This is a genomic window from Lysobacter sp. K5869 (genome assembly GCF_018847975.1).
Taxonomy (GTDB): domain Bacteria; phylum Pseudomonadota; class Gammaproteobacteria; order Xanthomonadales; family Xanthomonadaceae; genus Lysobacter.
In genome coordinates this window covers 2067999-2093152 of the sequence record NZ_CP072597.1, presented here as the reverse complement: position 1 = coordinate 2093152, position 25154 = coordinate 2067999, and the positions used below count along the sequence as shown (strand labels likewise).

General features: G+C 69.4%; 21 protein-coding genes. 6 read left to right on the top strand and 15 right to left on the bottom strand.

What is annotated here, in order from left to right:
* Window positions 1–601 precede the first annotated feature (601 nt).
* The 5 genes from trpE to J5226_RS08970 all read right to left on the bottom strand — a co-directional run bounded on the left by trpE (window position 602) and on the right by J5226_RS08970 (window position 5624).
* On the bottom strand, window positions 602–2077 hold the full coding sequence (gene trpE, locus J5226_RS08990; protein WP_215839579.1) for an anthranilate synthase component I: 1476 nt from the start codon (window positions 2075–2077) through the stop codon (window positions 602–604).
* Window positions 2078–2289: 212 nt separating this feature from the next.
* Window positions 2290–3243 (bottom strand): lipid kinase YegS, encoded by a 954-nt coding sequence (gene yegS / locus J5226_RS08985; RefSeq protein ID WP_215839578.1) that lies wholly within the window; start codon window positions 3241–3243, stop codon window positions 2290–2292.
* 370 nt (window positions 3244–3613) lie between these two features.
* Complete coding sequence (gene rraA / locus J5226_RS08980) at window positions 3614–4087, bottom strand: ribonuclease E activity regulator RraA (protein WP_215839577.1); 474 nt, start codon at window positions 4085–4087, stop codon at window positions 3614–3616.
* 319 nt (window positions 4088–4406) lie between these two features.
* Window positions 4407–5087, bottom strand: coding sequence for a ribulose-phosphate 3-epimerase (gene rpe / locus J5226_RS08975; RefSeq protein WP_215839576.1), 681 nt, complete (start codon window positions 5085–5087; stop codon window positions 4407–4409).
* A 138-nt stretch (window positions 5088–5225) separates the two neighbouring features.
* Window positions 5226–5624: a J domain-containing protein gene (locus J5226_RS08970; protein ID WP_215839575.1), complete on the bottom strand. Its 399-nt coding sequence runs from the start codon at window positions 5622–5624 to the stop codon at window positions 5226–5228.
* A 250-nt stretch (window positions 5625–5874) separates the two neighbouring features.
* Between J5226_RS08970 and J5226_RS08965 the strand changes: the two genes are divergently transcribed.
* The 3 genes from J5226_RS08965 (at window position 5875) to J5226_RS08955 (ending at window position 8256) form a co-directional block, all read left to right on the top strand.
* The gene (locus J5226_RS08965; protein WP_215839574.1) at window positions 5875–6804 is read left to right on the top strand and encodes a phosphoribosylaminoimidazolesuccinocarboxamide synthase; all 930 of its coding nucleotides are present in this window, start codon (window positions 5875–5877) and stop codon (window positions 6802–6804) included.
* A 506-nt stretch (window positions 6805–7310) separates the two neighbouring features.
* Window positions 7311–7646: a multidrug efflux SMR transporter gene (locus J5226_RS08960; RefSeq protein WP_215839573.1), complete on the top strand. Its 336-nt coding sequence runs from the start codon at window positions 7311–7313 to the stop codon at window positions 7644–7646.
* 115 nt (window positions 7647–7761) lie between these two features.
* Entirely contained in the window at window positions 7762–8256 is a 495-nt protein-coding gene (locus J5226_RS08955) for an Mpo1-like protein (protein WP_215839572.1), read from the top strand.
* A 2-nt stretch (window positions 8257–8258) separates the two neighbouring features.
* Here the strand turns inward: J5226_RS08955 and J5226_RS08950 are convergent, their stop codons facing one another.
* Together J5226_RS08950 and J5226_RS08945 are read right to left on the bottom strand one after the other, a co-directional pair.
* Window positions 8259–8714 carry a hypothetical protein gene (locus tag J5226_RS08950; protein WP_215839571.1) on the bottom strand — a complete coding sequence of 152 codons (456 nt, stop codon included), beginning with the start codon at window positions 8712–8714 and terminating at the stop codon, window positions 8259–8261.
* Window positions 8715–8994: 280 nt separating this feature from the next.
* On the bottom strand, window positions 8995–9450 hold the full coding sequence (locus J5226_RS08945; RefSeq protein ID WP_215839570.1) for a hypothetical protein: 456 nt from the start codon (window positions 9448–9450) through the stop codon (window positions 8995–8997).
* An 81-nt stretch (window positions 9451–9531) separates the two neighbouring features.
* On the opposite strand from J5226_RS08945, the gene J5226_RS08940 reads away from it, so the two are divergent.
* Window positions 9532–10401: a DMT family transporter gene (locus J5226_RS08940; RefSeq protein ID WP_215839569.1), complete on the top strand. Its 870-nt coding sequence runs from the start codon at window positions 9532–9534 to the stop codon at window positions 10399–10401.
* A gap of 10 nt (window positions 10402–10411) precedes the next feature.
* On the opposite strand, the gene J5226_RS08935 is transcribed toward J5226_RS08940, so the two are convergent.
* From J5226_RS08935 to hppD, 6 genes are all read right to left on the bottom strand, one after another.
* Window positions 10412–11278: an NAD-dependent epimerase/dehydratase family protein gene (locus tag J5226_RS08935; RefSeq protein ID WP_215839568.1), complete on the bottom strand. Its 867-nt coding sequence runs from the start codon at window positions 11276–11278 to the stop codon at window positions 10412–10414.
* Between the two features lie 9 nt (window positions 11279–11287).
* The gene (gene nhaA, locus J5226_RS08930; protein ID WP_255323037.1) at window positions 11288–12520 is read right to left on the bottom strand and encodes a Na+/H+ antiporter NhaA; all 1233 of its coding nucleotides are present in this window, start codon (window positions 12518–12520) and stop codon (window positions 11288–11290) included.
* Between the two features lie 103 nt (window positions 12521–12623).
* A complete protein-coding gene (locus tag J5226_RS08925; protein ID WP_215839567.1) occupies window positions 12624–13637 on the bottom strand; it encodes a sodium:calcium antiporter in 1014 nt (337 codons plus the stop codon).
* A 131-nt stretch (window positions 13638–13768) separates the two neighbouring features.
* Window positions 13769–14425, bottom strand: a complete 657-nt coding sequence (locus tag J5226_RS08920; RefSeq protein ID WP_215839566.1) for a lectin — start codon at window positions 14423–14425, stop codon at window positions 13769–13771.
* 279 nt (window positions 14426–14704) lie between these two features.
* Entirely contained in the window at window positions 14705–15994 is a 1290-nt protein-coding gene (gene hmgA / locus J5226_RS08915) for a homogentisate 1,2-dioxygenase (protein ID WP_215840366.1), read from the bottom strand.
* Window positions 15995–16142: 148 nt separating this feature from the next.
* A complete protein-coding gene (hppD, locus tag J5226_RS08910; protein ID WP_215839565.1) occupies window positions 16143–17234 on the bottom strand; it encodes a 4-hydroxyphenylpyruvate dioxygenase in 1092 nt (363 codons plus the stop codon).
* Window positions 17235–17333: 99 nt separating this feature from the next.
* Between hppD and J5226_RS08905 the strand changes: the two genes are divergently transcribed.
* Entirely contained in the window at window positions 17334–17918 is a 585-nt protein-coding gene (locus tag J5226_RS08905) for a MarR family winged helix-turn-helix transcriptional regulator (RefSeq protein ID WP_215839564.1), read from the top strand.
* Between the two features lie 647 nt (window positions 17919–18565).
* Here J5226_RS08905 and J5226_RS08900 read toward each other — a convergent pair.
* Window positions 18566–20149: an oligopeptide:H+ symporter gene (locus tag J5226_RS08900; RefSeq protein ID WP_215839563.1), complete on the bottom strand. Its 1584-nt coding sequence runs from the start codon at window positions 20147–20149 to the stop codon at window positions 18566–18568.
* A 395-nt stretch (window positions 20150–20544) separates the two neighbouring features.
* Window positions 20545–21429 (bottom strand): tryptophan 2,3-dioxygenase family protein, encoded by an 885-nt coding sequence (locus tag J5226_RS08895; protein WP_215839562.1) that lies wholly within the window; start codon window positions 21427–21429, stop codon window positions 20545–20547.
* Between the two features lie 246 nt (window positions 21430–21675).
* Here J5226_RS08895 and J5226_RS08890 point away from each other — a divergent pair, with 246 nt between their 5' ends.
* Window positions 21676–24948 carry a lamin tail domain-containing protein gene (locus J5226_RS08890; protein WP_215839561.1) on the top strand — a complete coding sequence of 1091 codons (3273 nt, stop codon included), beginning with the start codon at window positions 21676–21678 and terminating at the stop codon, window positions 24946–24948.
* The last annotated feature ends 206 nt before the right edge of the window (window positions 24949–25154 follow it).

Below are 25154 nucleotides of genomic sequence, written 5' to 3'. Positions count from 1 at the left end.
GACGGTTTCGCGATCCGAAGCGGGCCGGTTTGCGGCGTCGTTCGATTGCTGCGGTCGCTGCTTGCGCCACTCCTACAGGAGAAATGCGGCTGCGCCGGAGCGGCTGTAGGAGCGGCGTGAGCCGCGACGCGGGCAATCGGAAGCCGAGGACATACGAAGCGTTGCGCAACTGCACGATTCCGAGCAGACCTATTTGCGGCGCCGTTCAATTGCCGCGGTCGCGGCTTGCGCCGCTCCTACAGGGAGAAACGCAGCTGCGTCGGAGCGACTGTAGGAGCGGCGCGAGCCGCGACGCGGTCAATCGGGAGCCGAGGACATACGAAGCGTTGCGCGACTGCACGATTCCGAGCAGACCTATTTGCGACGTCGTTTAGTTGCCGCGGTCGCGGCTTGCGCCGCTCCTACAGGGAGAAACGCGGCTTCGTCGGAGCGGCTGTAGGAGCGGCGCGAGCCGCGACGCGGGCAATCGGAGGCCGGGGAGCTAAGAAGCGTTGCGCGGCTTCACGATCCGAAGCGAATCGATTCGCGACGTTACTTGATTGCCGCAGTCGCGGCTCACGCCGCTCCTACCAACGAGGAGCGGCGCGGGAACGCCGCGGGCTCACAGTCCGCGCGCCGCCTCGGCCACGGCGCGGAACAGCGCGCGGCCCTTGTTCATCGTCTCTTCCCATTCCTTCTGCGGGTCGGAGTCGTAGACGATGCCGGCGCCGGCCTGCACGTGCAGGCGGCCGTCCTGGATCACTGCGGTGCGGATGGCGATGGCGGTGTCGGCGTCGCCGTGCCAGCCGATGTAGCCGACCGCGCCGGAGTAGACGTTGCGCTTGATCGGTTCGAGCTCGCGGATCACTTCCAGCGCGCGGATCTTCGGCGCGCCGCTGACGGTGCCGGCCGGGAACGTCGCGCGGAGCACGTCGGCATAGTTCATGCCCTCGGTCAGGCGGCCGGTGACTTCGCTGACGATGTGCATGACGTGGCTGTAGCGTTCGATCACGAACTGCTCGCCGACTTCCACCGTGCCGGCCTGCGAGACGCGGCCGACGTCGTTGCGGCCGAGATCGATCAGCATCAGATGCTCGGCGCGTTCCTTCGGATCGGCCAGCAGTTCGGCTTCCAGCGCGTGGTCTTCCTCGACCGTCTTGCCGCGCGGACGGGTGCCGGCGATGGGACGCACGGTGACTTCGCCGCCCTGCAGGCGCACCAGGATTTCCGGCGAGGAGCCGACCACCTGGGTGCCGCCGACATCGAGGAAATACATGTACGGCGACGGGTTCAAGGCGCGCAGCGCGCGGTACACGTCGACCGGGCGCGCCTTGAACGGCACGCTGAGCCGCTGCGACAGCACCACCTGGAAGATGTCGCCGGCGCGGATCAGTTCCTTGGATTTCTCCACCGCGTCGATGAAGCCTTGGCGGGTGAAGCCGGAAACGAAATCGCCTTCGTCCAAACCCACCGAGTGCAGCGTTTCCGGATAGCCCGGGCCGCCGATGCGCAGGCGGTGGACGAGCTGATCGAGGCGGCGGTTGGCGCGCGCGTAGGCCTGCGGCTCGCTCGGATCGGCGTGGACGATCAGGTACAGCCGGCCCTTGAGGTTGTCGAACACCGCCACTTCCTCGCTCTCCATGAGCAGGATGTCGGGCGTGCCGAGTTCGTCGGGCTTGTCGCCGCCGGCCAGGCGCTGTTCGATGTACTGGATGCACTCGAAACCGAACCAACCGACCAGACCGCCGGCGAAACCCGGCAGGCCGTCGATCTTCGGCACCTTGTGCGCGCTGCGCAGGCGTTCGACTTCGGCGAAGGGATCCTCGACCGTGCGGCTCTCGACCAGCTCGCCGTTCTCGGTGACGAACAAGGTGTGCCCGGCGAAGGCGTACACGCGCTGCGCCGGCAGGCCGATGATGGAGTAGCGGGCGAAGCGCTCGCCGCCCTCGACCGATTCGAACAGATAGGTGTGCGGGCTGTCGGCGAGCTTGAGATAGACCGAGAGCGGCGTATCGAGGTCGGACAGGACCTCGCGCACGACGGGGATGCGGGTGTAGCCGTTAGCGGCCTGCTGCTGGAAGAGTTCGTGCGAAATCACGCGGGGATTCCTTCATGGACGAGTGGGCAGGAGCGGTGATGACCGACGGCCACCATCGCCAACCCACGTCGGCGCAGAAGGAATGCGGGTTCGCCCAGGCTTGCATGCCGCCACTCTACCCGACTTCGCGCGCCGTGCGCGACCGCGGCGAAGCCGGAACGTGCGCGCCCTCACTGGTCGCGCGAATCGGCTGGATCGGCGCCCCGGACCGGTCAGCCCTGGGTCGCCGCCAGCGCCTCGGCGCTGAGCAGCGGACACCCCGCCGGCAGGTGCATGCGCAGCCGTCCGGGCACGCAGTCGATGCGGAAGCGCGGCGACTGGACCGGTTCGCCGTCGAGATTGAGATGCAGGCCGCGCGGCGATTCGATCTCGACCCAATGCAGTTGCGCGCGCACGGTCATGCGCTCGAACGCGACCCGCTCGCTCTCGGTCAGCACAGTGCGCATGGCGGCGCCGACTTCGCCGGAGAACGTCGGCAGCACGGTCGCGTCGAGCAGACCGTCGTCGATGAAAGCGTCCGGGCACAGCACCTGCCCGCCGCCGGCGAGGCGGCCGTTGCCGATGGCCAGGGCGAGGAAGTCGCCTTCCCATTCGAAGCCTTCGCCGTGCAGGCGCGCGCGCAGCGGTTCGAGCTTGCCCAGCTTGGCGATGCCGGTGACGAAGTACGCCAGGCCGCCGAGCATTTTCTTGAGGCCGGGATCGGTCTCCAGCGTGACCTGGGTGCCGAAGCCGCCGGTGGCCAGATTCGCCGCCCAATGCAGGCCGTCGGGCGCTTGCAGCCGCAGCAGGTCGATGGCGCGCGGCGGGCGGCGGCGGATCAGTTCCAGCGCTTGCAGCGGGTCGGTCGGAAGGGCGGCGGCGGTGGCGAAGTCGTTGGCGGTGCCGAGCGGGATCAGGCCGAGGCTGGGCAGCGCGTCGGCGTTTTCGTCGCGCTGGGCGAGCGCGGTGGCGACTTCGCTCAGCGTGCCGTCGCCGCCGCCGGCGACCACGGTGTCGACGCCGTCGGCGACGGCCTCGGCGACATAGCGCTCGCCGTCGCCGCCTTCCCAGGTCACGCGCACGTCCAGCGCGACGCCGTGCCCGCGCAGCGCGGCGACAGCCTGGCGCACGGCGTCGTTGCCGGCGGATTTTCCGTTGAGGATCAGGCGCCAGCGGGATGGAGTCATGCGCGGGGTTCCGTCGGTGGGGGCGCGGCGACGCTAACAAGCGCGCGCGATGGCCGGATGAATGTACGGATGCGCCAAGTCTGTCACACACGTGTCATCGTCGATCCGGAATATAGGAGGCCATATCAGGGACGACGGGCGGAGGCTGGATTGCCTCCAAATCTTCCGGGACGCGGGCCGCAAGGTCCGCGTCCTTTTCATTTGGGGTCGCGGGCGCGCAGGCGGGATTCGTCGTAGGCGGGTTGGCGCGGTCGCGGCTTACGCCGCTCCTACAGTCGGGAACGAACCGGCCGCGGCTACCTGTGTAGGAGCGGCGTAAGCCGCGATCGCGGCAGTTCGGTTGCGGCGAACGCGCCACCTCAACCGCCGCTCACGCCAACGCTTCGTCCGCGAACACCACGCCGTCCTCGTCCGCGCACACCCAATCGCCCGCACGGATGTTCACGCCGCCGAACGCGAGCGCGACATCGCGCTGCCCCTGCCCGCGCTTGTCGGTCTTGCGCGGGCACGTGCCCAAGGCTTTCACGCCCAGATCCATCGCGCCGATCGCCGCGCTGTCGCGGATCGCGCCGAACACGATCACCCCAATCCAACCGTTCTCCACCGCCTGGGCCGCGAGCAGATCGCCGAGCATGGCCCGGCGCGAAGAACCGCCGCCGTCGATCACCAACACCCGGCCCGCACCGGGCTCGGCCACGGCTTCGCGCACCCGCGAGTTGTCTTCGTACGCTTTGATGGTGCTGACGACGCCGGCGAAGCCGCGGCGGCCGCCGAAATCGCGCAGCGGCAGATCGAGCACGCGCACGAGCGCGTCGTGGCGGTCGCACAGGTCGCAGGTGTTCATGGCGGCGCATCCTGACGTTGGGAATGCAGGCACGATGCCACGCGCGGCGAGAACGCAACAGCCGGAACGGCACGCCCATTCGGCCGAACGTTCCGCTTCGGCCGAGAAACCCGCCGTCGAGACGACGCGGTCGCGCTGGCCGGCGCGCGCTGGCGCATCGCCCGGCGCGCACGCGTAACGACGTTCCGATTCGCCGACTTCCAGCGGATGCGCCTGCGCGCCAATGTCAGCGGCGATGCGCGCGAAAACGGCAACGCGCCCCGACGATCTTCAAGCGAAGCCGGCGCCGATGCTACCGACGTCGCGACCGCGCGGGCGCTTACTTGCGCACCGCCTCCACCGCCGCCTTCATCCGCCCGATCACCTCGGCGTAATCCGGCGCGTTGAAGATCGCCGAGCCGGCGACGAAGGTGTCGGCGCCCGCGGCGGCGATGTCGCCGATGTTGTCGGCCTTGACGCCGCCGTCGATCTCCAGCCGGATCGCGCGGCCGCTGCGGTCGATGCGCTCGCGCACGCGACGCAGTTTTTCCAGCGCCGAAGGGATGAAGCTCTGGCCGCCGAAGCCGGGGTTCACCGACATCAGCAGCACCATGTCCAGATCGTCGAGCACCCAGTCGAGCACGTCGATCGAGGTGGCCGGGTTGAGCACCAGCCCGGCCTTGCAGCCGTGCGATTTGATCAGCTGGATCGTGCGATGCACGTGGCCGCTGGCTTCGGGGTGGAAGCTGATCGTGGTGGCGCCGGCCTTAGCGAAATCCGGAACGATGCGGTCGACCGGTTCGACCATCAGATGCACGTCGATCGGCGCGGTCACGCCGTGCTTGCGCAGCGCCTCGCAGACCATCGGGCCGATGGTCAGGTTCGGCACGTAGTGGTTGTCCATGACGTCGAAATGGACCCAGTCGGCGCCGGCCTTGATCACGTTGTCGACTTCCTCGCCCAGGCGGGCGAAGTCGGCCGAGAGGATGGACGGGGCGATGACGGTGGGTTGCGTGGTCATGGGCGGAGCCTGCGGGGAAGACGGGTATTGTCGCCTTGGGGAGCTTTCCAAGCAAAAAGCGGGAGTTAGCGAATAGGAGTTAGGAGATAGCGAAAAGCGACGATGTGCGGGCTTTCGCTATCTCCTAACTCCTATTCGCTAACTCCTAGACTTGGGCTTGCGCAGCGCCTGGATCCGGTCGTACGCCCGATTGATCTCGCGCGCCTTGGCCTCCGCGCGCTGGCGGATGTCGTCGGGGTCGTTGCTGTAGCGGTCGGGGTGGTATTGCGAGATCAGCCGGCGATAGGCCTGGTCGATCTGGGCGTCGCTGGCGTCGCTGTCCAGGCCCAGCACCGCGTAGGCGTCTTCGCCGCGCAGCTTGAACCAGTCGCTGTCGAAGGCGTGGCCGATCAGCAGGCCGACGATGGCGCCGAGGAACGGGTTGCCGCGCAGCAGCGCCGCGCCGGCGAAGAAGCCGAGCAATTTGCCGTACCAGCGCTGTTTCGTCGCCACCGCGATCCGCCCGTGTCCGGGCCGCCGCGGCCCTTGCCCGGGCATCTTAACGGGGCGGCCGGGGCGCCGGGGACGGGCCGGAACCGCGCCGCCGTCGCCCATTCGGCCCGGATCGGCACGATTCGACCCGATTCGGCCGCCTCCAGGGCCTGCACAGCGGCCGCAAGCGGCGTACACTGCCCGGCCCCGTCGCGCACGCGCGCGACCCGGGCGGCCCGGACGGCCCCGGCCAACGACCGCTCAGGCGCGCCAGGCGCGCGGGAGTCGTTGCCTTACGCCATCAGGGGTCCCCACGTTGACGACCACGCTGCTGCAATCCGAACTGCCCGGCCTGCCCCTTCGCCATCGCGGCAAGGTCCGCGATGTCTTCGATCTGCCCGCCGACCGCTTACCCGCCGGCGCCGCGCCCGGCGGCGACTGCCTGTTGATGGTCGCCACCGACCGCCTCAGCGCGTTCGACGTCGTGCTGCCCGACCCGATCCCGGGCAAGGGCGAGATGCTCTGCCAGATCAGCAATTTCTGGTTCGGCAAGACCGCGCACATCATCCCCAACCACCTCACCGGCATCGAGGTCGCCGCGGTGCTGCCCGACGGCGTCGATCCGGCGCTGTACGCCAAGCGCACGGTGGTCACCAAGAAGCTCAAGCCGGTGGCGATCGAATGCATCGCCCGCGGCTACGTGATCGGCAGCGGCTGGAAGGATTACCAGCGCACCGGCCGGATCAGCGGCATCGCCCTGCCCGGCGGGCTGCGCCAGGCCGAGCAACTGCCCGAGCCGATCTTCACCCCCTCGACCAAGGCCGCCGTCGGCGACCACGACGAGAACATCGACTTCGACACCGCGGTGCGCACGGTCGGCGCCGAGTTGGCCGAAGCGGTGCGCGACGCGACCTTGCGCCTGTACCGCTACGCCGCCGACTACGCGGCCCAGCGCGGCATCCTGCTGGCCGACACCAAGTTCGAGTTCGGCACCGACGCCGACGGCCGCTTGTACGTGATGGACGAGATGCTGACGCCGGATTCGTCGCGTTACTGGCCGGCCGACCAGTATCAGGTCGGCACCAGCCCGCCGAGCTACGACAAGCAGTTCGTGCGCGATTACCTGGAGACGCTGGAGTGGGACAAGACCCCGCCGGGTCCGAACCTGCCGGCGCAGGTGATCGAGCGGACGCGGGCGAAGTACGCCGAGGCCCTGCAGAAGCTTGCGGGCATTTCGGTGGATTGAGCCGGAAGCGCGTAGACGAAGGGCCGCGAAAGCGGCCCTTCTCGTTTCGGGAGGCGAGGCGCCGCGAAAGCGGCCCTTCGTCGTTTTGGCGTGCGGATTTTTCGGGTGCGGGGATTCTCGGGTCTGCGCGAGGTGCGCGGCGCTGGGCGCTCTCGGGTTGTGTGTCGTTGCGCGGTGGATCGGGGTGGCGCGGTCGCGGCTTACGCCGCTCCTACAGGGGGCGGGCGAAGCGGCCGAAGGCGACTGTAGGAGCGACGCGAGTCGCGACGCGGGCAATCGGCGGCCGACGAACCGCGAAGTCGCAGGCGACCTCGCCCGCTCTCGCTCCCGCCCCCCCTCGCAGCCATCCGATGTTGCGCCCGGCTCCGCGACACACCGAACTGTCGCCCGCTTTACAGACCCCGCTCCCGCCGCGCGCGACACTGCCCCCATCGCCGCCGCCCCGCACCCGCCGCCCGCCATGCGCGCTACCCTGCCGATCCCCTTCGCCGCAGATCCGCATCCGCATGAACATCGGCTACCTGTATCTGGCCGTCGCCATCGCCGCCGAGGTGATCGCGACCAGCGCGCTCAAGGCCTCCGAGGGCTTCACCAAAGCCGGGCCGTCCGCCGTCGTCGCGGCGGGCTACGCGGTCGCGTTCTATTTCCTGTCGCTGGTGCTCAAAACCGTCCCGGTCGGCGTCGCCTACGCGATCTGGTCGGGCATCGGCATCGTCCTGATCGCTCTGATCGGCGCCGTGTTCATGAAGCAGACGCTCGACCCGGGCGCGATCGCCGGCATCTGCCTGATCGTGGCCGGGGTGCTGGTGATCCAGCTATTCTCGAAATCGGCGGCGCACTGAGCGCCGCCGGCCCGCGCCGCGATCCGCGCGCGGCCGACCTCCACCGCGCGCCCGCCGCGGGCGCGTTCGCCGCCTCGCGGGCCGCGCGCCCGCCTCACCGCCACGGGAGCCGACCATGAGCACCCTCGCCCACTCCGACGCCGCCGAGCGTCCGATCGACCGCTGGTTCGCCAGCTATTCCGGCGATCACCGCAACGCCACCAACCAGCGCATCCACGTGTTCGCCGTGCCGGCGATCCTGTGGAGCGTGATCGCGCTGCTGTGGTGCATCCCTTCGCCCGACGCGCTGTTCAAGGCCGGCGTCTGGGCCGCGCTGCCGATGTTCGCGGCGATGCTGTTCTACTACCGCGCCTCGCGCACGCTGGGCCTGGGCATGCTGGCGATGTTCGTCGCGCTGTCGCTGCTGACGAACTGGATCGCGCAAAGCTTCGGCATCCGCGTTCTGCTGTGGACCGCGGTGACGGTGTTCGTGGTCGCGTGGATCGCGCAGTTCATCGGCCACAAGATCGAAGGCAAGAAGCCGAGCTTCCTGACCGATCTGACGTATCTGTTGATCGGCCCGGCGTGGGTGTTGGCGAAGCTGTACCGCAAGCTGGGTTGGTCGTACTGAGTTCAACCGGCCAGCATCACCGGCGGGCTGAACAAGCCCAGCAATAGCGGGACGCTCAGCACCGCGGCGGTGACCAGCCACCAGGTCAGCGCCGCGGGCAAGGCCAGCAACGCGGCGCGCGGCCACGGCCATGCGCGGCCTTCGTCATCGCGCGCCGTCATGCGCAGGCCGAACGTCAGGCCGAGCCACGGCAAGGCCGCGACCACCGCGACATGCGCCCACTCCGGCGCGCGCGCGCCGAGCAAGGCCCACAGCAGCGCGGCGGGCAGCATCGTCATCAGCGCGATCTGCACCGCGCTCATCGCCGCGCCCTCGCGCAGCGGCGCGCCGAGCGTGCGCGGGGCGAGGCCGCGCAGCACCCACGCGACCGGCTTGAACCAGAGCACGAACAGCAACACCACGGCGGCGGCGACGCCCAGCGCGGCGAGGACGATTTTGCCGAGGGTCGCGATGTCCATGCGGGGTCGTTCTCCTGTGCGGCCGGGGCGTCGGCTCTCGAAGCGCCATCGTAATTGGATTGGCGCGGTCGCGGCTTGCGCCGCTCCTACAGTCGCTTCGATGCGGCCGCAGTTGCGCGGGCGGTACGTCGCTTCCGCCCCGATGCAGCCGCGCTTCTTCCTGTAGGAGCGGCGCGAGCCGCGACCGCGCCAACACAACCACGCCGCCACACCCGGAGGGCCGCATCGACCGCGCGAACCGCCGATCACCTCATCGGCCGCTCAACCAGCGTCCGCGGCCTCAGGCGATCCCCAGCCACCCCAACGCGAGCCGCAACCCCCTCGCCTCGTCCCACGCCAACACCGCCGCCTCGCCCCACAGCAACAGCCCCGGCGGCAACGCCGCCCACAACGCGCGCGGCCACGCCAGCTTGGCGCCGTCCGGCCCGGGCAGGTACCAGCGTACGCCCACGCCCAACGCCAACCACGACAGCGCCATCGCCACGCCCGCGAACGGCGCGCCCGAACCCAGCGCGGTGCCGTGCGTGGCGATCAACCCGGCCACCGCCAACATCGCCCACAGCACCGCGGCGAACAGCACCGTCCACAGCGCAGCAAAGAACGCCGGCCGCGCGCCGAACGCGCGCGCGACCAAGGCCCGCAACAGCCACGCCGCCGGCGTCAGGCCCAGCGCCAGGATCGCCAACAGCAACAGACCCCAGCCCATCGGTCCCGCAGCCTGCATCGCTTGCTTCACAATGTCCGTCCCGTCGCGCCGTTCGCGTCCGCCCGCAAGGCGGCCACGATAGCCCACCCGCCCTAGTCTGCCCATTCGGCCATGCCCGCCCGCGATCTGCTCCTGCTGCTGCTCGTCGTCCTGTCGTGGGCGATCAACTTCCTGACCTCGGCGCTGGCGCTGCGCGAGATTCCGCCGTTCCTGTTCACCGCGCTGCGCTTCGCCTTGCTGGCGCTGCCGCTGGCGTTCTTCCTCAAGCGTCCCGCGCCGGGGCAATGGCCGCGGCTGATCGCGGTGTGCCTGTGCATCGGCGTGATGCATTTCGGCCTGAGCTTCAGCGCGCTGAAGGCCGCCGGCGATCTGTCCTCGCCGGCCATCGTCATGCAGAGCTATGTGCCGATGACCGCGCTGCTGGCGTGGTGGCTGCTCGGCGAACGCTTCGCCTGGCGCACCGGCGTCGCCATCGCGATCAGCTTCGGCGGCGTGCTGGTGCTCGGCTTCGATCCGATGGTGCTCGATCACCCGCTGGCGGTGGTGCTGATGCTGGTCTCGGCCGCGTTCCTGGCCCTGGGCACGGTGTTGATGAAAGGCTTGCGCGGGCTCGACATGTTCAGCCAGCAAGGCTGGACCGCATTGATCGCGGTGACGCCGCTGCTGGCGATCAGTCTGTGCCTGGAGCCCGGCGGCCTCGCCGCATTGCCGTCGGTGAGCTGGGTCGCGTGGGCCGGCGCGTTGTACGCCGCGTTCGTGTCCTCGCTGCTCGGCCACGGCTTGTACTACGTGCTGGTGCAGCGCCATCCGGTCGCGCAGGTGACGCCGTGGCTGTTGCTGGCGCCGGTGGTCGCGATCGGATTGGGCATCGCGTTCTGGGGCGACCGGCCGGGGCCGAGTTTGTGGATCGGCGGCGCGATGGTGCTCGGCGGCGTGTTGTTGATCGCGCTGCGGAATCTGGCCAAGTCGCGGGCGCGCTGAGGCGCGCCGCTCAAGCGCGCGGCGGCTCGAACATCTCCGCGCTCGGCAGGAAGGGCCGCGGCGCGTAGCCGAAATCGCGCTGCGCGGGGCCGGCGTCGAAGGCCATGTCGCTGCGCATGCGCCGCACCGCCGCTTCGCCGAGGCCGGTGGCGCGGCCGGTGGCTTGCGCGGCGAGCAGGGCGAGGTTGAACAAGGGCGACGGCAGTTCGATCAGGCGCACCGGCGGACGCAGGCAGTCCAGCGTGCGCGCGACCATGTCGCGGTAACTCAAGGTCTCGCCGCCCGGCACGGCGTAAGTGTGGCCGAAACTCGCCGGCGCGCTCAGCGCGGCGAAGGCGGCGTCGGCCAGATCGTCCACGTGCACCGGCTGGCGCAGGCCGTCGGCGCCGCGCGGCAGCGGGAAATAGCGCAGGCGCTGGGCCAGTTGCGCGATCCGGGTCAGGGTGGCGTCGCGGCCGGCGCCGTAGATCAAGGTGGGCCGCAGCACCGTGGCCGCGTCGCTGCGCGGTTGCGCGGCGGCGAACAAGGTCGCCTCGCCTTCGCGCAGTTCGCCGGCGACCCGGCGTTCCTCGGCGTCGGCCGAACCGCGCTTGGTCTCGGCGCTGGTCGAACCGAACGCGATCACGCGGCTGGCCTCGATGCCCGAGGCCTCGTACCACTTCGCGAACTTCAGCAGCGGCCCGCAGCTGAAGATCGCGTCCACGCGCTTGGGCAGTTCGGGCATGTCCTGCAGATCGCCCTGCAGCCAGTGCAGGCCGGGCCAGTCGGTCTGTTCGCCGCGCGAAATCGCGGTGACCCGCCAGCCGTCCTGATACAACCGCTGCAACAGCGGCAGGCCGATCTGGCCGCTGCCGCCGAACACCAATGCGTGCTTCATCCGTTCGTCTTAACCCTGGGCGCCGCCGCGTGCGGGCAACACCGCGCGCAGCCAGAAATAACCGATCACCGCCGACAGCAGCGAAGCGCCGAGGATGCCGAGGACGGCTTCCTCGTACAAGAGCGGATCCTGGTAGGCCAGGGACGCGATGAACAAGCTCATGGTGAAGCCGATGCCGCACATCAGGCCCAGGCCGATCATCGCCCGCAGGTCCATGCCGGCGGGGAAGCGGGCCCAACCCAGCGCGCGCATCAGCAACGCCGCGCCGACGATGCCGATCGGCTTGCCGACCACCAGGCCGATCACCACGCCCATCGGCAGCGCCGCCAGCATGTCCTTCATCTCGATCCCGCCCAGCGACAAGCCGGCGTTGACGAAGGCGAACAGCGGCAGGATCGCGTAGGCCACCCACGGGTGCAGCGCGTGTTCGAGGGTTTCCAGCGGCGAATGTTCTGTTTCGTCGTCGATGTTGTTGCGCTTGTCGACGTGCGGAATCAGCAGGCCGGTGGCGACGCCGGCCAAGGTCGCATGCACGCCGGACTTGAGCACGCACACCCACAGCACCACGCCCAGCGCCAGATACGGCCCCAGCGATTTGACCCCGCGCCGGTTGAGCAGCCACATCGCCGCCAACGCCACCGCCGCCCAGATCAGCGCGGTCACCGACAGCCCGTGCGAATAGAAGAACGCAATGATGAGGATCGCGATCAGATCGTCGACCACGGCGATGGTCGAGAGCAGCAGCTTCATCGCCGCCGGCACGCGCGAGCCCAGCAGCGCGAGCACGCCCAGGGCGAAGGCGATGTCGGTCGCGGTCGGCACCGCCCAGCCGCGCATCGCCGCCGGGTCGTCCCGGTTGAAGGCGAAGAACAGCAGCGCCGGCACGACCACGCCGGCGATGGCGCACACCATCGGCAGCACCAGCTGCGAGCGCTCGGCCAATTGCCCGCTGAGCGCCTCGCGCTTGATTTCCAGGGCGACGACCAGGAAGAAGATCGCCATCAGCCCGTCGTTGATCCACAGCAGCAGCGGCTTGCTGATGTCGAGCGCGCCGACGCGCACTTGCACCGGGATCTCGCGGAAGGCTTCGTAGGCCGCGTGCAGCGGCGAATTGGCGGCGATCAGGGCCAGGACCGCGGCGGCGATCAGGACGATGCCGCCGGCGGCTTCGAGGCGGAAGAATTCGCTGAGCGCGCGCAACGCGCGTCGCGGCATCCGCGGCGTGGTGGTGATTTCGCTCATCCGGCCATTATAGGCCGGCCGGTTGCATGGGTTCTGTGGACGCGCGGGCCGATCGGCCCGCATCGCCGCTCCGCGGGGCGCGGCTCGCCTCGCCCGACTCGCCTCAGCCCAGCGTCGCCAGCTCGAAACCGATCCATGCCAGCAAGGCCACCACCAGCACCGCGCCTTCGCGCCGGCTGATGCGCAGGTCGCCGCGCAGCATCGGATAGAGCATCAGCGCGAACACCGCCGCGGCCGGCAGCTCGAAGCGCACGAACGAGGCCGGCAGCGGCACGGTGCGCAGCGCGGCCATGCCGCCGAGCACGAACAGCAGATTGAACAGGCTCGAACCGATCACGTGGCCGACCACGATCTCGCCCTGCCCGCGCCGCGCCGCGGCGACGGCGGCGGCGGCTTCCGGCAAAGCGGTGCCGATCGCCACCGGCAGCAGGCCGGTCAGCAGCGGCGACAGGCCCAGCGCGGCGCCGAGGATCGCCGCGTTGGGCGAGCCGAAGCCGCCGGCCGCGGCCGGCAGCGGCGCGTGCAGGCTCCACAGGCCGTGGCCGCCGACGATCAGGTACGCGCCGAGGTGCAGCAGCACCGCGGCGATCAGAATGCGCACGAGGTTGAGGCCGAGGTGAGTCTGGGTCTGCGCGAACGCGGCGATGGCGTCCTGCACCTCGGGTTTTTCGTGGCGGGTGCGCGCGGTGGCGAACACGACCACGGCGACGAACACGGCCAGCATCGCCACGCCTTCGCCGCGGCTCAGCGCGCCGTCCAGGCCCAGGCCGATCACGCCCAGCGTTCCCACCAGCAACACCAGCAGCAACGGCGCGAGCGCGCGCCAGCGCACCGTCAGCGGCGCGGCCAGCGCGGCCACGCCCAGGGTGAGGCCGAAATTGACCACGTTGCTGCCGACCGCGTTGCCCAGCGCCAGCGCCTGCTGGCCGCGCACCACCGCTTGCAGGTTCACCGCCAGCTCGGGCAAGGAGGTGGCGAAGGCCACCAGCACCAAGCCCGCGGCGAACGGCGAGATGCCCAGCCGCTGGGCCAGGCCGGAAGCGCCCTTGACGACCGAGTCGCCGCCCAGGGCCAACAGGAACAGGCCCAGCACGAACAAGCCGACGGCTTCCAACATGGCGATCTTCCCCTCGCGTTGCGCGGTTGCGGTGGTGGAGCTTTCAGGACCGGCGAACGGCCGTCGCCGGATCGCGCGGGTCCGCGTCGGCGGCCCGCCCGGTCGCGCCGATTATGCCCAGCCGGGCCGGCTCAGGAGCAGCCCTCGACATAATCGACCTGCGGCGGCACCCCGACGCGCCAGCGCGCGACCTTGCCGTCGCCCGCGGTCTCGAACACCAGCACGCCGCCGCTCGCGTCGTTGACGCGCAGCACTTTGGCGCCCGGCTCGTACTTGTGCGGCTGGGTCTCGACGCGGCCGGCGTAGAGCTTGCCGATCTCGTCGGCGCTCATGCCTTTCTTGCCGCCGCCGGGCGCGATTTCCTTATCGTTGCCGACATCCAGGCGCACGAACTTTCCGTCTTCGACCATGAAGCCGAACTCGCGCGGATTGTTGCCCCAGATCGGTTGCAGGTAATAACAGCCGCCCGGTTCGTCGGGCTTGCCCTTGAGTTCGCCGCCCCAGGCTTGCTTGGCCTGTTCGGCGGTCATGCCGAAACGCATGTCGCCGTAACCGTCGAAGCGGGCCAGACCGGCGGCCGCGGCCGGCGGCGGCGAGGACACCGGCGCGGTGGCCGGCGGCACGCTTTCGGCAGGTTGGTCGTCGATCGGCGCGGGATTGACCGCCGGCGCGGCGGACGAGGACTCCTGCGGCGCCGGCGCGGATTCGCGCTGGCACGCGGCCAGCGCGAGCAGCGCGGCGGCGAGCAGGCCCAGGCGGGCGGGCAGGGAGTTCGGCGCGAAAATCATGGGCGGACTCCGGCGCATGAGCGCGTTGCGAATGGCCGGAGCAGCCTAGCGGTTTTGCGTGAACGCGGCGAGAAGCGCAGCGGGGCGCAACGCCGGCGTTCCCTCTCCCGCTTGCGGGACACGGGCTCGTGCGGCAGCGAACGCGCGAACGCTCTGCGTTCGGGCCGGGGCGAGCGTGGGGCGCGCGCGAAGCATCGTTGCCGGCGAAACGCTCGCGCTTCGGCGTTCGACGTTTACCCGCCCCTCTCCCGCACAAGGAGAGGGGCTTGAAGCGGCTGCTTACTGATCGCGCTTCGACGGATCGAAGTGCTTCCGCAACCCCGCCCAGCAGGCTTGGTAATCGCGCTGCCGATGCGCCGCATCGAAGGCCTGCGCCGCCGGACGGATCACCGCGCGCGTCTCGAACATGAAAGCCATCGTGTCGGTGATGACATGCGGCTTGCTCAGGTCGGCGTGCGAGGCCTTTTCGAAGGTTTCCGCGTCCGGGCCGTGGCCGGTCATGCAGTTGTGCAGCGAGGCGCCGCCCGGGGCGAAGCCGCCGGCCTTGGCGTCGTACACGCCGTGCACCAGCCCCATGAACTCGCTGGCGACGTTGCGGTGGAACCACGGCGGGCGGAAGGTGTGCTGCGCCACCAGCCAGCGCGGCGGGAAGATCACGAAGTCGATGTTGGCCGTGCCGGGCGTGTCGCTGGGCGAGGTCAGCACGGTGAAGATCGACGGGTCGGGATGATCGAAGCTGATCGAACCGATGGTGTTGAAGCGGCGCAGGTCGTACTTGTACGGCGCGAAGTTGCCGTGCCACGCGACCACGTCCAGCGGCGAGTGGCCGATGTCGGCGCGCCACAGGTGGCCTTGGAACTTGGCGACCAGTTCGAACTCGCCGTCCACGTCCTCGTAGGACGCGTGCGGGGTCGAGAAATCGCGCGGATTCGCCAAGCCGTTCGCGCCGATCGGGCCGAGGTCGGGCAGGCGCAGCAGCGCGCCGAAGTTCTCGCACACGTAGCCGCGCGAGGCGCCGTCGAGCAGTTCGACCCGGAAGCGGATGCCGCGCGGAATCACCGCGACTTCCATCGGATCGACTTCCAGCGCGCCCAGTTCGGTGCCGATCAGCAAGCGGCCCTGCTGCGGCACGATCAGGGTTTCGCCGTCGGCGTTGTAGAAGAAGCGGCCGCGCATGGACCGGTTGGCGGCGTACAGATGGATGCCGCAGCCGTGCTGGCCGGCGGCCGAGCCGTTGCCGGCCATGGTGTAGAGGCCGTCGAGGAAATCGACGTCGCCGCCTTCGGGCAGCGGCAGCGGATCCCAGCGCAGCTGATCCGGCGACACCGGGCCGTCGCCGAAATCGTTGTGGAAGCGCGGTTGCGCGTACGCCGAGAACGCGCCGTGCATCGCCGCCGGACGGATCCGGTACAGCCAGCTGCGGCGGTTTTCCTTGCGAGGCGCGGTGAAGGCGGTGCCGCTGAGCTGTTCGGCGTAGAGCCCGAACGGCGCGCGCTGCGGCGAGTTCTGTCCTTCCGGCAGCGCGCCGGCGACGGCCTCGGTGGCGAATTCGTTGCCGAAACCGCTCATGTAGCCGCGCGGCTGCTGGCGCTGGCTGTCGGCGGACGGCAGGGAGATGACGTTGTCGGCGGCGGTGTTCATGGCGGGATTCGACGCTGGGAGGTGGGGACCGGCCTTGCGCAAGGCGGGACGCGCGAACGCGCCCCGCCCGTGCAACTTACAGCACGCCGCGCCGCATCTGGTCGCGCTCGATGCTTTCGAACAGGGCCTGGAAGTTGCCTTCGCCGAAGCCTTCGTTGCCCTTGCGCTGGATGATCTCGAAGAAGATCGGGCCGATCGCGTTCTGGGTGAAGATCTGCAGCAGCTTGCGCTGGTGGGTTTCGCGGTCGGCGTCGATCAGGATCTTGTTCTTGGCCAACCGGGCGACGTCTTCCCCGTGGTTGGGAACGCGCTGGTCGATCACTTCGAAGTAGGTGTCCGGCGTGTCGAGGAACTCCACGCCTTGCGCGCGCATCGCCTCGACCGTCTGGTAGATGTCGTCGGTGAAGCAGGCGATGTGCTGGATGCCCTCGCCCTTGTACGCGTCCAGGTATTCGTTGATCTGGCTCTTGGGGTCGTTGGACTCGTTGAGCGGGATGCGCACGATGCCGTCCGGCGCGGTCATGGCCTTGGACACCAGGCCGGTCTTGGCGCCCTTGATGTCGAAGTACTTGATCTCGCGGAAGTTGAACAGACGCTCGTAATAGTCCGACCACTTCTGCATGTTGCCGAAGTACAGGTTGTGGGTCAGGTGGTCGATGAAGGTCAGGCCGAACCCGGCCGGGTTCTGCTCGGCGCCGGCGATGGGTTCGTAGTCGGCGTAGGCGTTGCCCTTGTCGCCGTACTGGTCGACCAGGTACAGCATGCAGTCGCCGATGCCCTTGACCACCGGGGCGTCGATCACGCGGGTGTCGGCGCGTTCGCTCACCGCTTCGCCGCCGTTGGCGAGCACGGCCTTGAGCACCTCGCCGGCCGGCTTGTCGAAGCGGATCGCGAAGCCGCTGGCGCAGGGGCCGTGGGCTTCGGCGAAGGCGGAGGCGAAGCTGTCGGGCGTCTCGTTGACCAGGAAGTTCACCCCGCCCTGGCGGTAGACGGTGATCGGGCGCGACTTGTGCTTGAGCACGGCGGCGAAGCCGAGCTTGCGGAAATAGTCGTGCAGCAGGGCGCCCTGGCCCTTGGGCGCGGCGAATTCGACGAACTCGAAGCCGTCGATGCCGAGCGGATTTTCGAAGGTGGTGACCTGCATGCCGAGGTTGGGCTGTGCATTCATGGCATTGTTCTCGGGTGGCGGCCGGGTCCGCTGCGGACGGCCTCAGGGAAAGTAGCCGTTATAGTTTCATATGAAACCATAATCAAGACACAGTGCAGCATGAATCGACCGATCTCTCATTCCGGGGCGCCCGCCCCGTCCGACCCGGCCGCGGCTGACCCGCAGGCCGGACGCCCCGCCGCCCCGGCCGGGCGCGCCGCCGCGCGCGCCGGCGGCCGCCACGCCGAGCTCGACCTCGACCACTTCCTGCCCTACCGGCTGTCGGTGCTGTCGAACCGGGTCAGCGGCGCGATCGCCCGGGTCTATTCCGAGCGCTACGCCCTGAGCGTGACCGAGTGGCGGGTCATGGCCGTGCTGGGGCGCTTCCCCGGGCTGTCGGCCAACGAGGTGGCCCAGCGCACGGCGATGGACAAGGTCGCGGTGAGCCGCGCGGTCGCGCGCCTGACCGAGGCCGGGCGCCTGGAGCGCGACACCCACGACGACGACCGCCGCCGTTCGGTGCTGCGGCTGTCGCCGGACGGCTACAAGATCTACGACGAGGTCGCGCCGATGGCGCTGGCGTTCGAGCAGCGGCTGCTGGCGGGGATCGAAACCGCCGAACGCGAGGCGCTGTTCCGCTTGCTGGATCGGCTGGACGAGCTGGAGATCCAGGCCGAGGCGGAAATGGCGGCGCAGGCGCGCTGAGGGTTCGGGACTGCCCGCTCTCCGTCGTTCCGGCGAGAGAGGCCGTCACCCCACTCCCCGTCATTCCGGCGAAAGAGGCCGCCACCCCACTCCCCGTCATTCCGGCGAGAGAGGCCGTCCCCCCACTCCCCGTCATTCCGGCGAGAGAGGCCGCCGCCCCACTCCCCGTCATTCCGGCGAAAGCCGGAATCCATTTTGACTTTGCTGTCGCTCTTGAGCTTTGGGGAGCCCGTGCAAAGCAACAGCAAAATGGATTCCGGCTTTCGCCGGAATGACGGATGGGGGCGAATGACGGATGGGGGCGAGTGACGGCTTGGAGCTTTCGCCGCGACGACGGGACAGGTCGCTTTCGCCGCAATCGAATGGGCGCGGTCGCGGCTTGCGCCGCTCCTACAGGGGCGACCGTAGCGACGCGGTCATTTGCGGCGGTTCGACAAGAACACGATCAAGGCCGCGATCCCGACCACGCCGCCGATCATGACCAGCAAGATCAACCAGTGAAACAGTCCGCCCATCGCTCGTTCTCCTTTCGCTGAAGCCGTCGCCGCAAACGAAAACGGCGGCCGTCGGCCGCCGTTTTCGCGCTCAAATCTGCACTGATCGGTGCGGCACCGATCGGAGCTGCACCGCTCGGATCGGCACCGCGCTCACTTCACCCCGTGCATCAGCTTCTGCACCAGCGGCGCGATCAGGAACAACAGCAGGCCGGCGCCGACCAGGACCAGGAAGCCGAAGCCGTAGCCGGTCAGCGCGGTCGAGGTGTCCATGCCCTTCTCGCCGCTGACCACGCCGGCGAAGATGCCCGACAGGTTGTTGCCGATGCCGGTCGACAGGAACCAGCCGCCCATGCCGAAGCCGACCAGACGCACCGGCGCCAGCTTGGTCACCATCGACAGGCCGATCGGCGACAGGCACAGCTCGCCGATGGACTGGATGACGTAGACCATGAACAAGGACCAGAACGGAATCTTGCCCGCGGCGGCCGGGAACGCCGAATCCGGCGACACCGACGGCGCCCACTTCAGCCACGACGGCAGGCTCTCCAGGCCGGCGGCCGGGACCACCAGCGGGGTCAGCACCACCACCAGCAGCAGGAACGCCAGGCCGTTGAAGATCAGGCCCAGGCCGAACTTGCGCGGGATCGACGGGTTGGCCTTGCGCATCGCGATCCAGATCCAGGCGATGATCGGCGCCAGGGCGATGATCGCCAGCGAGTTGACCGACTGGAACCACGCGTTCGGGAACACGAAGCCGCCGCTGAACTGACGGTCGACGATCTTGTCGGCGAGGAAGGTGAAGGAGCTGCCCGCCTGCTCGAAGAACATCCAGAACAGGATGTTGAAGGTGAAGATGATCAGCATCGCGATCACCATGTCGCGCTGCTTGGAGCCTTCGCGGAAGCCTTCCGCCAGCAGCAGGCCGCACAGGCCCAGGAACATCGCCAGCAGGATCCACTGCAGGGTCGCCGCGCCCAGCGCGAGCAGGAAGTACACCGCCGGAATCGCGACCAGCGCGGCGAGGAACACGTACAGCACCTTCTGCTTGCCGGCGCTGTCGGCCGGCGGACGGCCGATGCCTTCGAGCTGGCGGCGGCCGAACCAGAACCAGAACAGGCTGATCAGCATGCCCACGCCGGAGGCCAGGAACACCATCTTGTAGGCCGGCATCACCGAGGTGCCGAACACCTGTTCGGCGAGGATGCCGGTCAGGATCGGCGAGATGAAGCCGCCGCAGTTGATGCCCATATAGAAGATGGTGAAGCCCGAGTCGCGGCGTTCGTCGCCGACCGCGTAGAGCTTGCCGACCATGGTCGAGATGTTGGGCTTGAACAGACCGTTGCCGACCACGATGGTGGCCAGGCCGAGCTTGAAGATCTGTTCGTTGGGAATCGCGATCAGGAACAGGCCGGTGGCCATGATCGCCGCGCCGAGCAGGATCGAGCGTTGATACCCCAAGATCCGGTCGGCGACGTAGCCGCCGAAGATCGCCGCGGCGTAGACCAGCGCGAGGTAAGCGCCGTAGACGCGGTTGGCCGGCGCTTCGCCGGCCGAGTCGCCGCTGTAGAACTGCGCGACGATGTACAGCACGAGCGCCCAGCGAATGCCGTAGAAGGCGAAGCGCTCCCAGAATTCGGTCATGAACAGCATCCACAGCGGCTTGGGATGACCCATGCGCTGCGGGAATTCGGGAATGGGCGCCTGGCCCTGGGTCGGTATCGCGGCTCCGCTCATGCGGTGTCCCCTGTCGTGTGGAAACTGAATGAAAATCCCACGCCGACGGCACGGGCCGGGGAGATTTACCGGCACAGGGGGGCGGCGTCAAACGTTCGTGAAGGCGCGCAAATCCTGCTGCGGCGCAACATTTGCGCACGTAACAGACTGAACGGGGAAGATTTTTGCGCGCTCGCGATGGGAATGTCGGCCTTCGGGAAGGCTTCTTGCCGCCAACGGGTGACAACTGTCATCGTTCCGCGCGAACGGCGGCGGGAGCCGCGCGGCCGCGCCGCGGGCCTGCGCCGCTTTCGTCCCCGCTGGCGGGGATTTCGGGGCCGACGCTTTTCTATCCGCGATTGCGCGGGGCGGCGCCAGGGCTCCAGCGCCGGCGAACCCGCCGCTTCGATGCGCGCTCAGTCGCCGCTCGAAGCGCCGTAGCCCCCGGCCGGCCCGATCGTCGTGCGCACCGAGAACAGCTCCGGGAAGAACGTCAGCTCCAGCGCTTGTTTCAGGAACCCGACCCCGCTCGACCCGCCGGTGCCGCGCTTGAAGCCGATGATGCGCATCACCGTGCGCATGTGGCGGAAGCGCCACAGCTGGAACTGGGTTTCCAGATCGACCAGATCCTCGCACAGCGCGTACTCGCGCCAGTACACGTCGGTGTTCTCGTAGATGCGCTCGAACACCGGCTGCAGATCGGCGTCGGCCACGTGCGGCCGGCGCCAGTCGCGTTGCAGATGCGCGGCCGGCACCGGATGGCCGAAGCGCGCCAGATACATCAGGAATTCGTCGTACAGGCTCGGCGCGGCCAGCGCGCGCTCCAGCGTCGCCTGCCCCTGCGGATCGTGCGCGAACACCTTGAGCATCGCTTCGTTCTTGTTGCCGAGCATGAACTCGATGGTGCGGTACTGCAGCGACTGGAAGCCCGAAGACGGCCCCAGGGTTTCGCGGAAGCCCATGTACTCCGACGGCGTCAGCGTCTCCAGCACCGACCATTGCTCGGTCAGTTGCCGCAGCACTTGCTTGCAGCGCGCCAGCACCTTCTGGCATTGCCAGACCTGATCGCGACGCAAGTGTTCGAGCGCGGCGCTGAGTTCGTGGATGACCAGCTTCATCCACAGCTCGGAGACCTGATGCTGGACGATGAAGAGCATCTCGTCGTGATGGCCCGGCTGCGACAGCGGGCGCTGCGCCGAGAGCAGCTTGTCCAGTTGCAGATAGCCGCCGTAGGTGATGCGCCCCTGCAGGTCGGTATGGATACCGCTTTCCAGTTCGCGCTGGTTCTTCTCTACGGACATCGTCGGCGGGGCTCGCAGCAGGGGCGCAAAGCGTAGCGCATCCGGGCCGGCGCCGGACCGCGCCGGGCCAGCGCCCGGACTGCGCAAAACGCCCCGCCGCCGGCCGCGCCGGCCCCGCCCGCCCGACGCGACGGCGGTCACGCGGTCGCGCGCCGTGCGACGTCCGAGCGCGACAATGGCCGCGCCTGCCCGCCACCGCGCGCAGCGGCGCGCGACCGGCCGCGGGCTCATTCTCAAGGGGACTTCATGCACTCACTCGCTAGCCGCGCCCTCGCGGCCGGTATCGCCTTGGCCCTGGCCGGTACCGCCCGCGCCGAAATCGTCGTCAGCCAGATCTACGCCGGCGCCGGTTCCCCCACCGCGTCGCCCTATCGCGGCAACTACATCGAACTGCACAACACCGGCGGGGACGCGGTGGCGCTGGACGCTTGGTCGCTGCAGTCCAACCCCACCAACACCGCCGGCAATTGGCTGCGCAGCTCGCTGCGCGGGAGCATCGCGCCGGGCGGCTATTACCTGATCGCCACCGGCAATCCGAGCGCCGGCCGCGCGCCGTTGCCGACGCCGGATCTGCAGGTCCCTTGGAGCCTCAACAACACCGGCGGCCGCGTCGCCGTGGTCAGCGAAAACCGCACGCTGAGCGGACAATGCCCGACCGGCGCGCGCGACCGCGTGGTCTACGGCTCGGTCGCGCGCTGCGGCACGGCCCCGGCGCTGGCCGCGCCCGCGCGCGATGCCTTGCTGCGCGGCGACGAGGGTTGCCGCGACACCGACATCGATTCGGCCGACTTCGCCGTCGGCGCGCCGGCGCCGCGCAGCTCGCAGTCGCCTGCGCGCGCGTGCGGCCCGCTGCCGCCGCTCGCGCTGAGCGTGGCCGACATCGCCCAGGCCGAAGGCGACAGCAACCGCACCGCCTTCGTATTCACCGTCAAGCTCAACCGCGCCGCGCCGGCCGGCGGGGTGACGTTCCGCTTCAACACCAACCCGGGCAGCGCGCTCGCCGGGCAAGACTTCGACCCGATCGCGCCGATCAACGGCACGATCGCCGAAGGCGCGGTCTCCACCACCGTCGCCGTGGCGGTGCTCGGCGACCGCATCGTCGAAGCCGACGAAACCTTCGAGCTGCACATGCAGGCGGTGACGCCCGGCGTGACCACCGACGCCGACGGCGTGCTCAAGGCCAAGGCCACCATCCTCAACGACGATGTCCCGATCCTGCCGATCGGCGCGGTGCAAGGCCGCGGCGCGCAATCGCCGATGCTCGGACAAGCGGCCTCGGTGATCGGCGTCGTCACCGCGGCCGTCGCCGACGGGTTGTTCGTGCAGAACGACGGCCCCGACGCCGACGGCGATCCGGCCACCTCCGACGCGCTGTTCGTGCAAACCGGACAAGCCGGCGATCCGGCGCTGGTCGGCCAGCGCGTGCGCGTGTCGGGCACGGTGCTCGAATACGCGCCGGACCCGGCCACGCCCGCCGCCACGCTCACCGCGCTCGGCGGTTCGCCGACGGTGGAAACGCTCGGCGCGGCGAGCTTGCCCGCGCTGCAATGGCTCGGCGTTTTGCCGCCGGACCCGACTCAGGAACTCGAACGCGTCGAAGGCATGCGCGTGCGCCTGTCCAGCGACCTGCGCGTGGTCGGCCCGACCGGCGGACGCATCGTCGCCGGTCAGGACACCACGATCAGCGACGGCGTGTTCCATGTCGTGTCCATGCCGATGACCGCGCCGATGCCGGCGCGTCCGCAGCGCGAACCGGGCCTGCGCGTGCGGCCGCAGAATCCCAACGATTCGGCCAACGCGCCGCTGCTGCCTCTGTGGGACGGCAACCCGGAAGTGATCGCCATCGACAGTTCCACTTCGGGCGCCGGCCCGCTGCAAGTGGCCAGCGAAGCCAAGCTGCGCGACGCCGGCGGCGTGCTGAGCCTGCGCAACGGCCGCTACACCTTGTTGATGAGCGGCGACGGCAAGCCGACGACGACCGCGCCCGGCGTGGCGCCGCGCGGCGCCGACGAAGATCGCGACGGCGCGCCGGACAGCGCGCCGCTGCCGCCGCTGCCGGCCGATCGCGCGCTCAGCGTCGCGTACTACGATCTGGAGCGTTTGTTCGACGTCCAGGACGACCCGCGCTACGCCGACGAAGTGCCGACCGCGGCCGCGTACGAACGCAATCTGCGCAAGGCCGCGCTCGGCATCCTGCGCTCGCTCGGCGCGCCGGACCTGGTCGCGCTCGGCGGCGTGGAAGGCAACGCGCTGCAGAACCTGAGCATGCGCATCGACGCGCTCGCCAGCGAAGCCGGCGAGCCGCTGCCGCACTATCAGTTCTACACCTTCGAGGGCAGGGATCCGCGCGGCCTCAATCTCGCTTTCTTGTACAAAACCGGGACCGAGCAAAGCGCCGGCCTGCCGCGCGTGGACCACGTCAATGTGCAGCCCATCGGCGCCAACGTCGCCTGGGAAGGTTCGGGCCCGCTGTACACGCATCCGCCGCTGGCGCTCGACGCCACCGTGCATCTGGCCGACGGCGGCAGCGTGCCGCTGACCGCGGTGCTGGTCGGCATGGACGGACGCGCCGACAGCGAAAGCGTCCCGGCCAACGCCGATCCGGGCGTCGAGGGCGTGCGCGTGCGCCGGCAGCGTCAGGCCGAGTTCCTCGCCGGTTATCTCAATCAGCGCCAGAACCAGACCTTCAACGGCGCCAAGCCGCAACTGCTGGTGCTCGGCGATTTCGACGACTTCGCGTTCAGCGACGGCTATGTCGATACGGTCAACGCCATCGCCGGCACGCCGGGGCCGGACCTGAGCACGTCGGTGCCCGACGGCCAGGATTGGGTGCAGCCGGATCTGATCCAGGCCGACAGCCTCAACGACGCGCAACGCCGTTATTCCTCGGTCGAACAAGGCAATGCGCAAAGCACCCGGCATGCGTTGTTGAGCGAAGAGTTCGTGCTCGCCAGCGATCAGGTGCGCGTGCAGCATGCGCGCATCAACGCCGATTTCCCGGCGATCCTGCACGACGACGCGAGCACGCCGGCGCGCGCGGCCTCGAGCGATCCGCTGCGGATTTCGTGGGTGTCGCGGGTGCGCGCCGAATTGTCGGTGCAAGTCGAATCCGCCGACGCGGCATCGGTGGCGTTGGGCGAACGCCTGCGTTACCGCGCGGCGCTGCGCAACGACGGCCCCGGCGCGGCGCGCTCGGTCGCCATCGCCTTCGCCTCGTCCACGCCCGACGGCGACTTGCACGTGACTCCGCCGTCGCCGCAGTGGACCTGCTCGGCGCCGACGGTCAGCGACAACGCGACCTCGGTGGCCTGCACCGCGCCGAGCCTGCCGGCGAACGTGAGCGATCTGTTCGAGATCGACGCGCCGACCGCGGCGGGCATGGTCGGCTGGTCGATTCCGCTGGCCGCGTCGGTGAGCGCGCAGAGCTACGACGCCGATTCGTCGAACGACCGCGCCGTCGGTTATCAGCAGGTGACCCCGCCGGCCGACCCCGGCGCCGGCGGCGCGCCGACGCCCTGACCGGCGTCCGCGACGCCTCGATCCGGCCCCGGCCTCGCGCCGGGGCCGGTGTTTTGCCTCGTGGCGATCGTTCCCGCCTTCGTCCCATTCAGGCAGCTAACGCGCTGAAAATCACGGCAATTTCGCCAAGGTCATCACACTGCAATCCCGTCTGCGCACACTTCGGGCACAATCGTCTATCCGCCGAAGGGGTTCGGCGGGTACTC

What these genes read in the sequence shown, in the direction of transcription:
- J5226_RS08895 (WP_215839562.1), bottom strand. Translation starts at nt 21,429, where the DNA reads ATGTCCGTAGAGAAGAACCAGCGCGAACTGGAAAGCGGTATCCATACC.
- rpe (WP_215839576.1), bottom strand. Translation starts at nt 5,087, where the DNA reads ATGACCACGCAACCCACCGTCATCGCCCCGTCCATCCTCTCGGCCGAC.
- J5226_RS08955 (WP_215839572.1), top strand. Translation starts at nt 7,762, where the DNA reads ATGAGCACCCTCGCCCACTCCGACGCCGCCGAGCGTCCGATCGACCGC.
- J5226_RS08950 (WP_215839571.1), bottom strand. Translation starts at nt 8,714, where the DNA reads ATGGACATCGCGACCCTCGGCAAAATCGTCCTCGCCGCGCTGGGCGTC.
- J5226_RS08960 (WP_215839573.1), top strand. Translation starts at nt 7,311, where the DNA reads ATGAACATCGGCTACCTGTATCTGGCCGTCGCCATCGCCGCCGAGGTG.
- J5226_RS08905 (WP_215839564.1), top strand. Translation starts at nt 17,334, where the DNA reads ATGAATCGACCGATCTCTCATTCCGGGGCGCCCGCCCCGTCCGACCCG.
- J5226_RS08925 (WP_215839567.1), bottom strand. Translation starts at nt 13,637, where the DNA reads ATGTTGGAAGCCGTCGGCTTGTTCGTGCTGGGCCTGTTCCTGTTGGCC.
- J5226_RS08890 (WP_215839561.1), top strand. Translation starts at nt 21,676, where the DNA reads ATGCACTCACTCGCTAGCCGCGCCCTCGCGGCCGGTATCGCCTTGGCC.
- J5226_RS08940 (WP_215839569.1), top strand. Translation starts at nt 9,532, where the DNA reads ATGCCCGCCCGCGATCTGCTCCTGCTGCTGCTCGTCGTCCTGTCGTGG.
- yegS (WP_215839578.1), bottom strand. Translation starts at nt 3,243, where the DNA reads ATGACTCCATCCCGCTGGCGCCTGATCCTCAACGGAAAATCCGCCGGC.
- J5226_RS08970 (WP_215839575.1), bottom strand. Translation starts at nt 5,624, where the DNA reads ATGCCCGGGCAAGGGCCGCGGCGGCCCGGACACGGGCGGATCGCGGTG.
- J5226_RS08900 (WP_215839563.1), bottom strand. Translation starts at nt 20,149, where the DNA reads ATGAGCGGAGCCGCGATACCGACCCAGGGCCAGGCGCCCATTCCCGAA.
- J5226_RS08920 (WP_215839566.1), bottom strand. Translation starts at nt 14,425, where the DNA reads ATGATTTTCGCGCCGAACTCCCTGCCCGCCCGCCTGGGCCTGCTCGCC.
- hmgA (WP_215840366.1), bottom strand. Translation starts at nt 15,994, where the DNA reads ATGAGCGGTTTCGGCAACGAATTCGCCACCGAGGCCGTCGCCGGCGCG.
- J5226_RS08935 (WP_215839568.1), bottom strand. Translation starts at nt 11,278, where the DNA reads ATGAAGCACGCATTGGTGTTCGGCGGCAGCGGCCAGATCGGCCTGCCG.
- hppD (WP_215839565.1), bottom strand. Translation starts at nt 17,234, where the DNA reads ATGAATGCACAGCCCAACCTCGGCATGCAGGTCACCACCTTCGAAAAT.
- nhaA (WP_255323037.1), bottom strand. Translation starts at nt 12,520, where the DNA reads ATGAGCGAAATCACCACCACGCCGCGGATGCCGCGACGCGCGTTGCGC.
- rraA (WP_215839577.1), bottom strand. Translation starts at nt 4,087, where the DNA reads ATGAACACCTGCGACCTGTGCGACCGCCACGACGCGCTCGTGCGCGTG.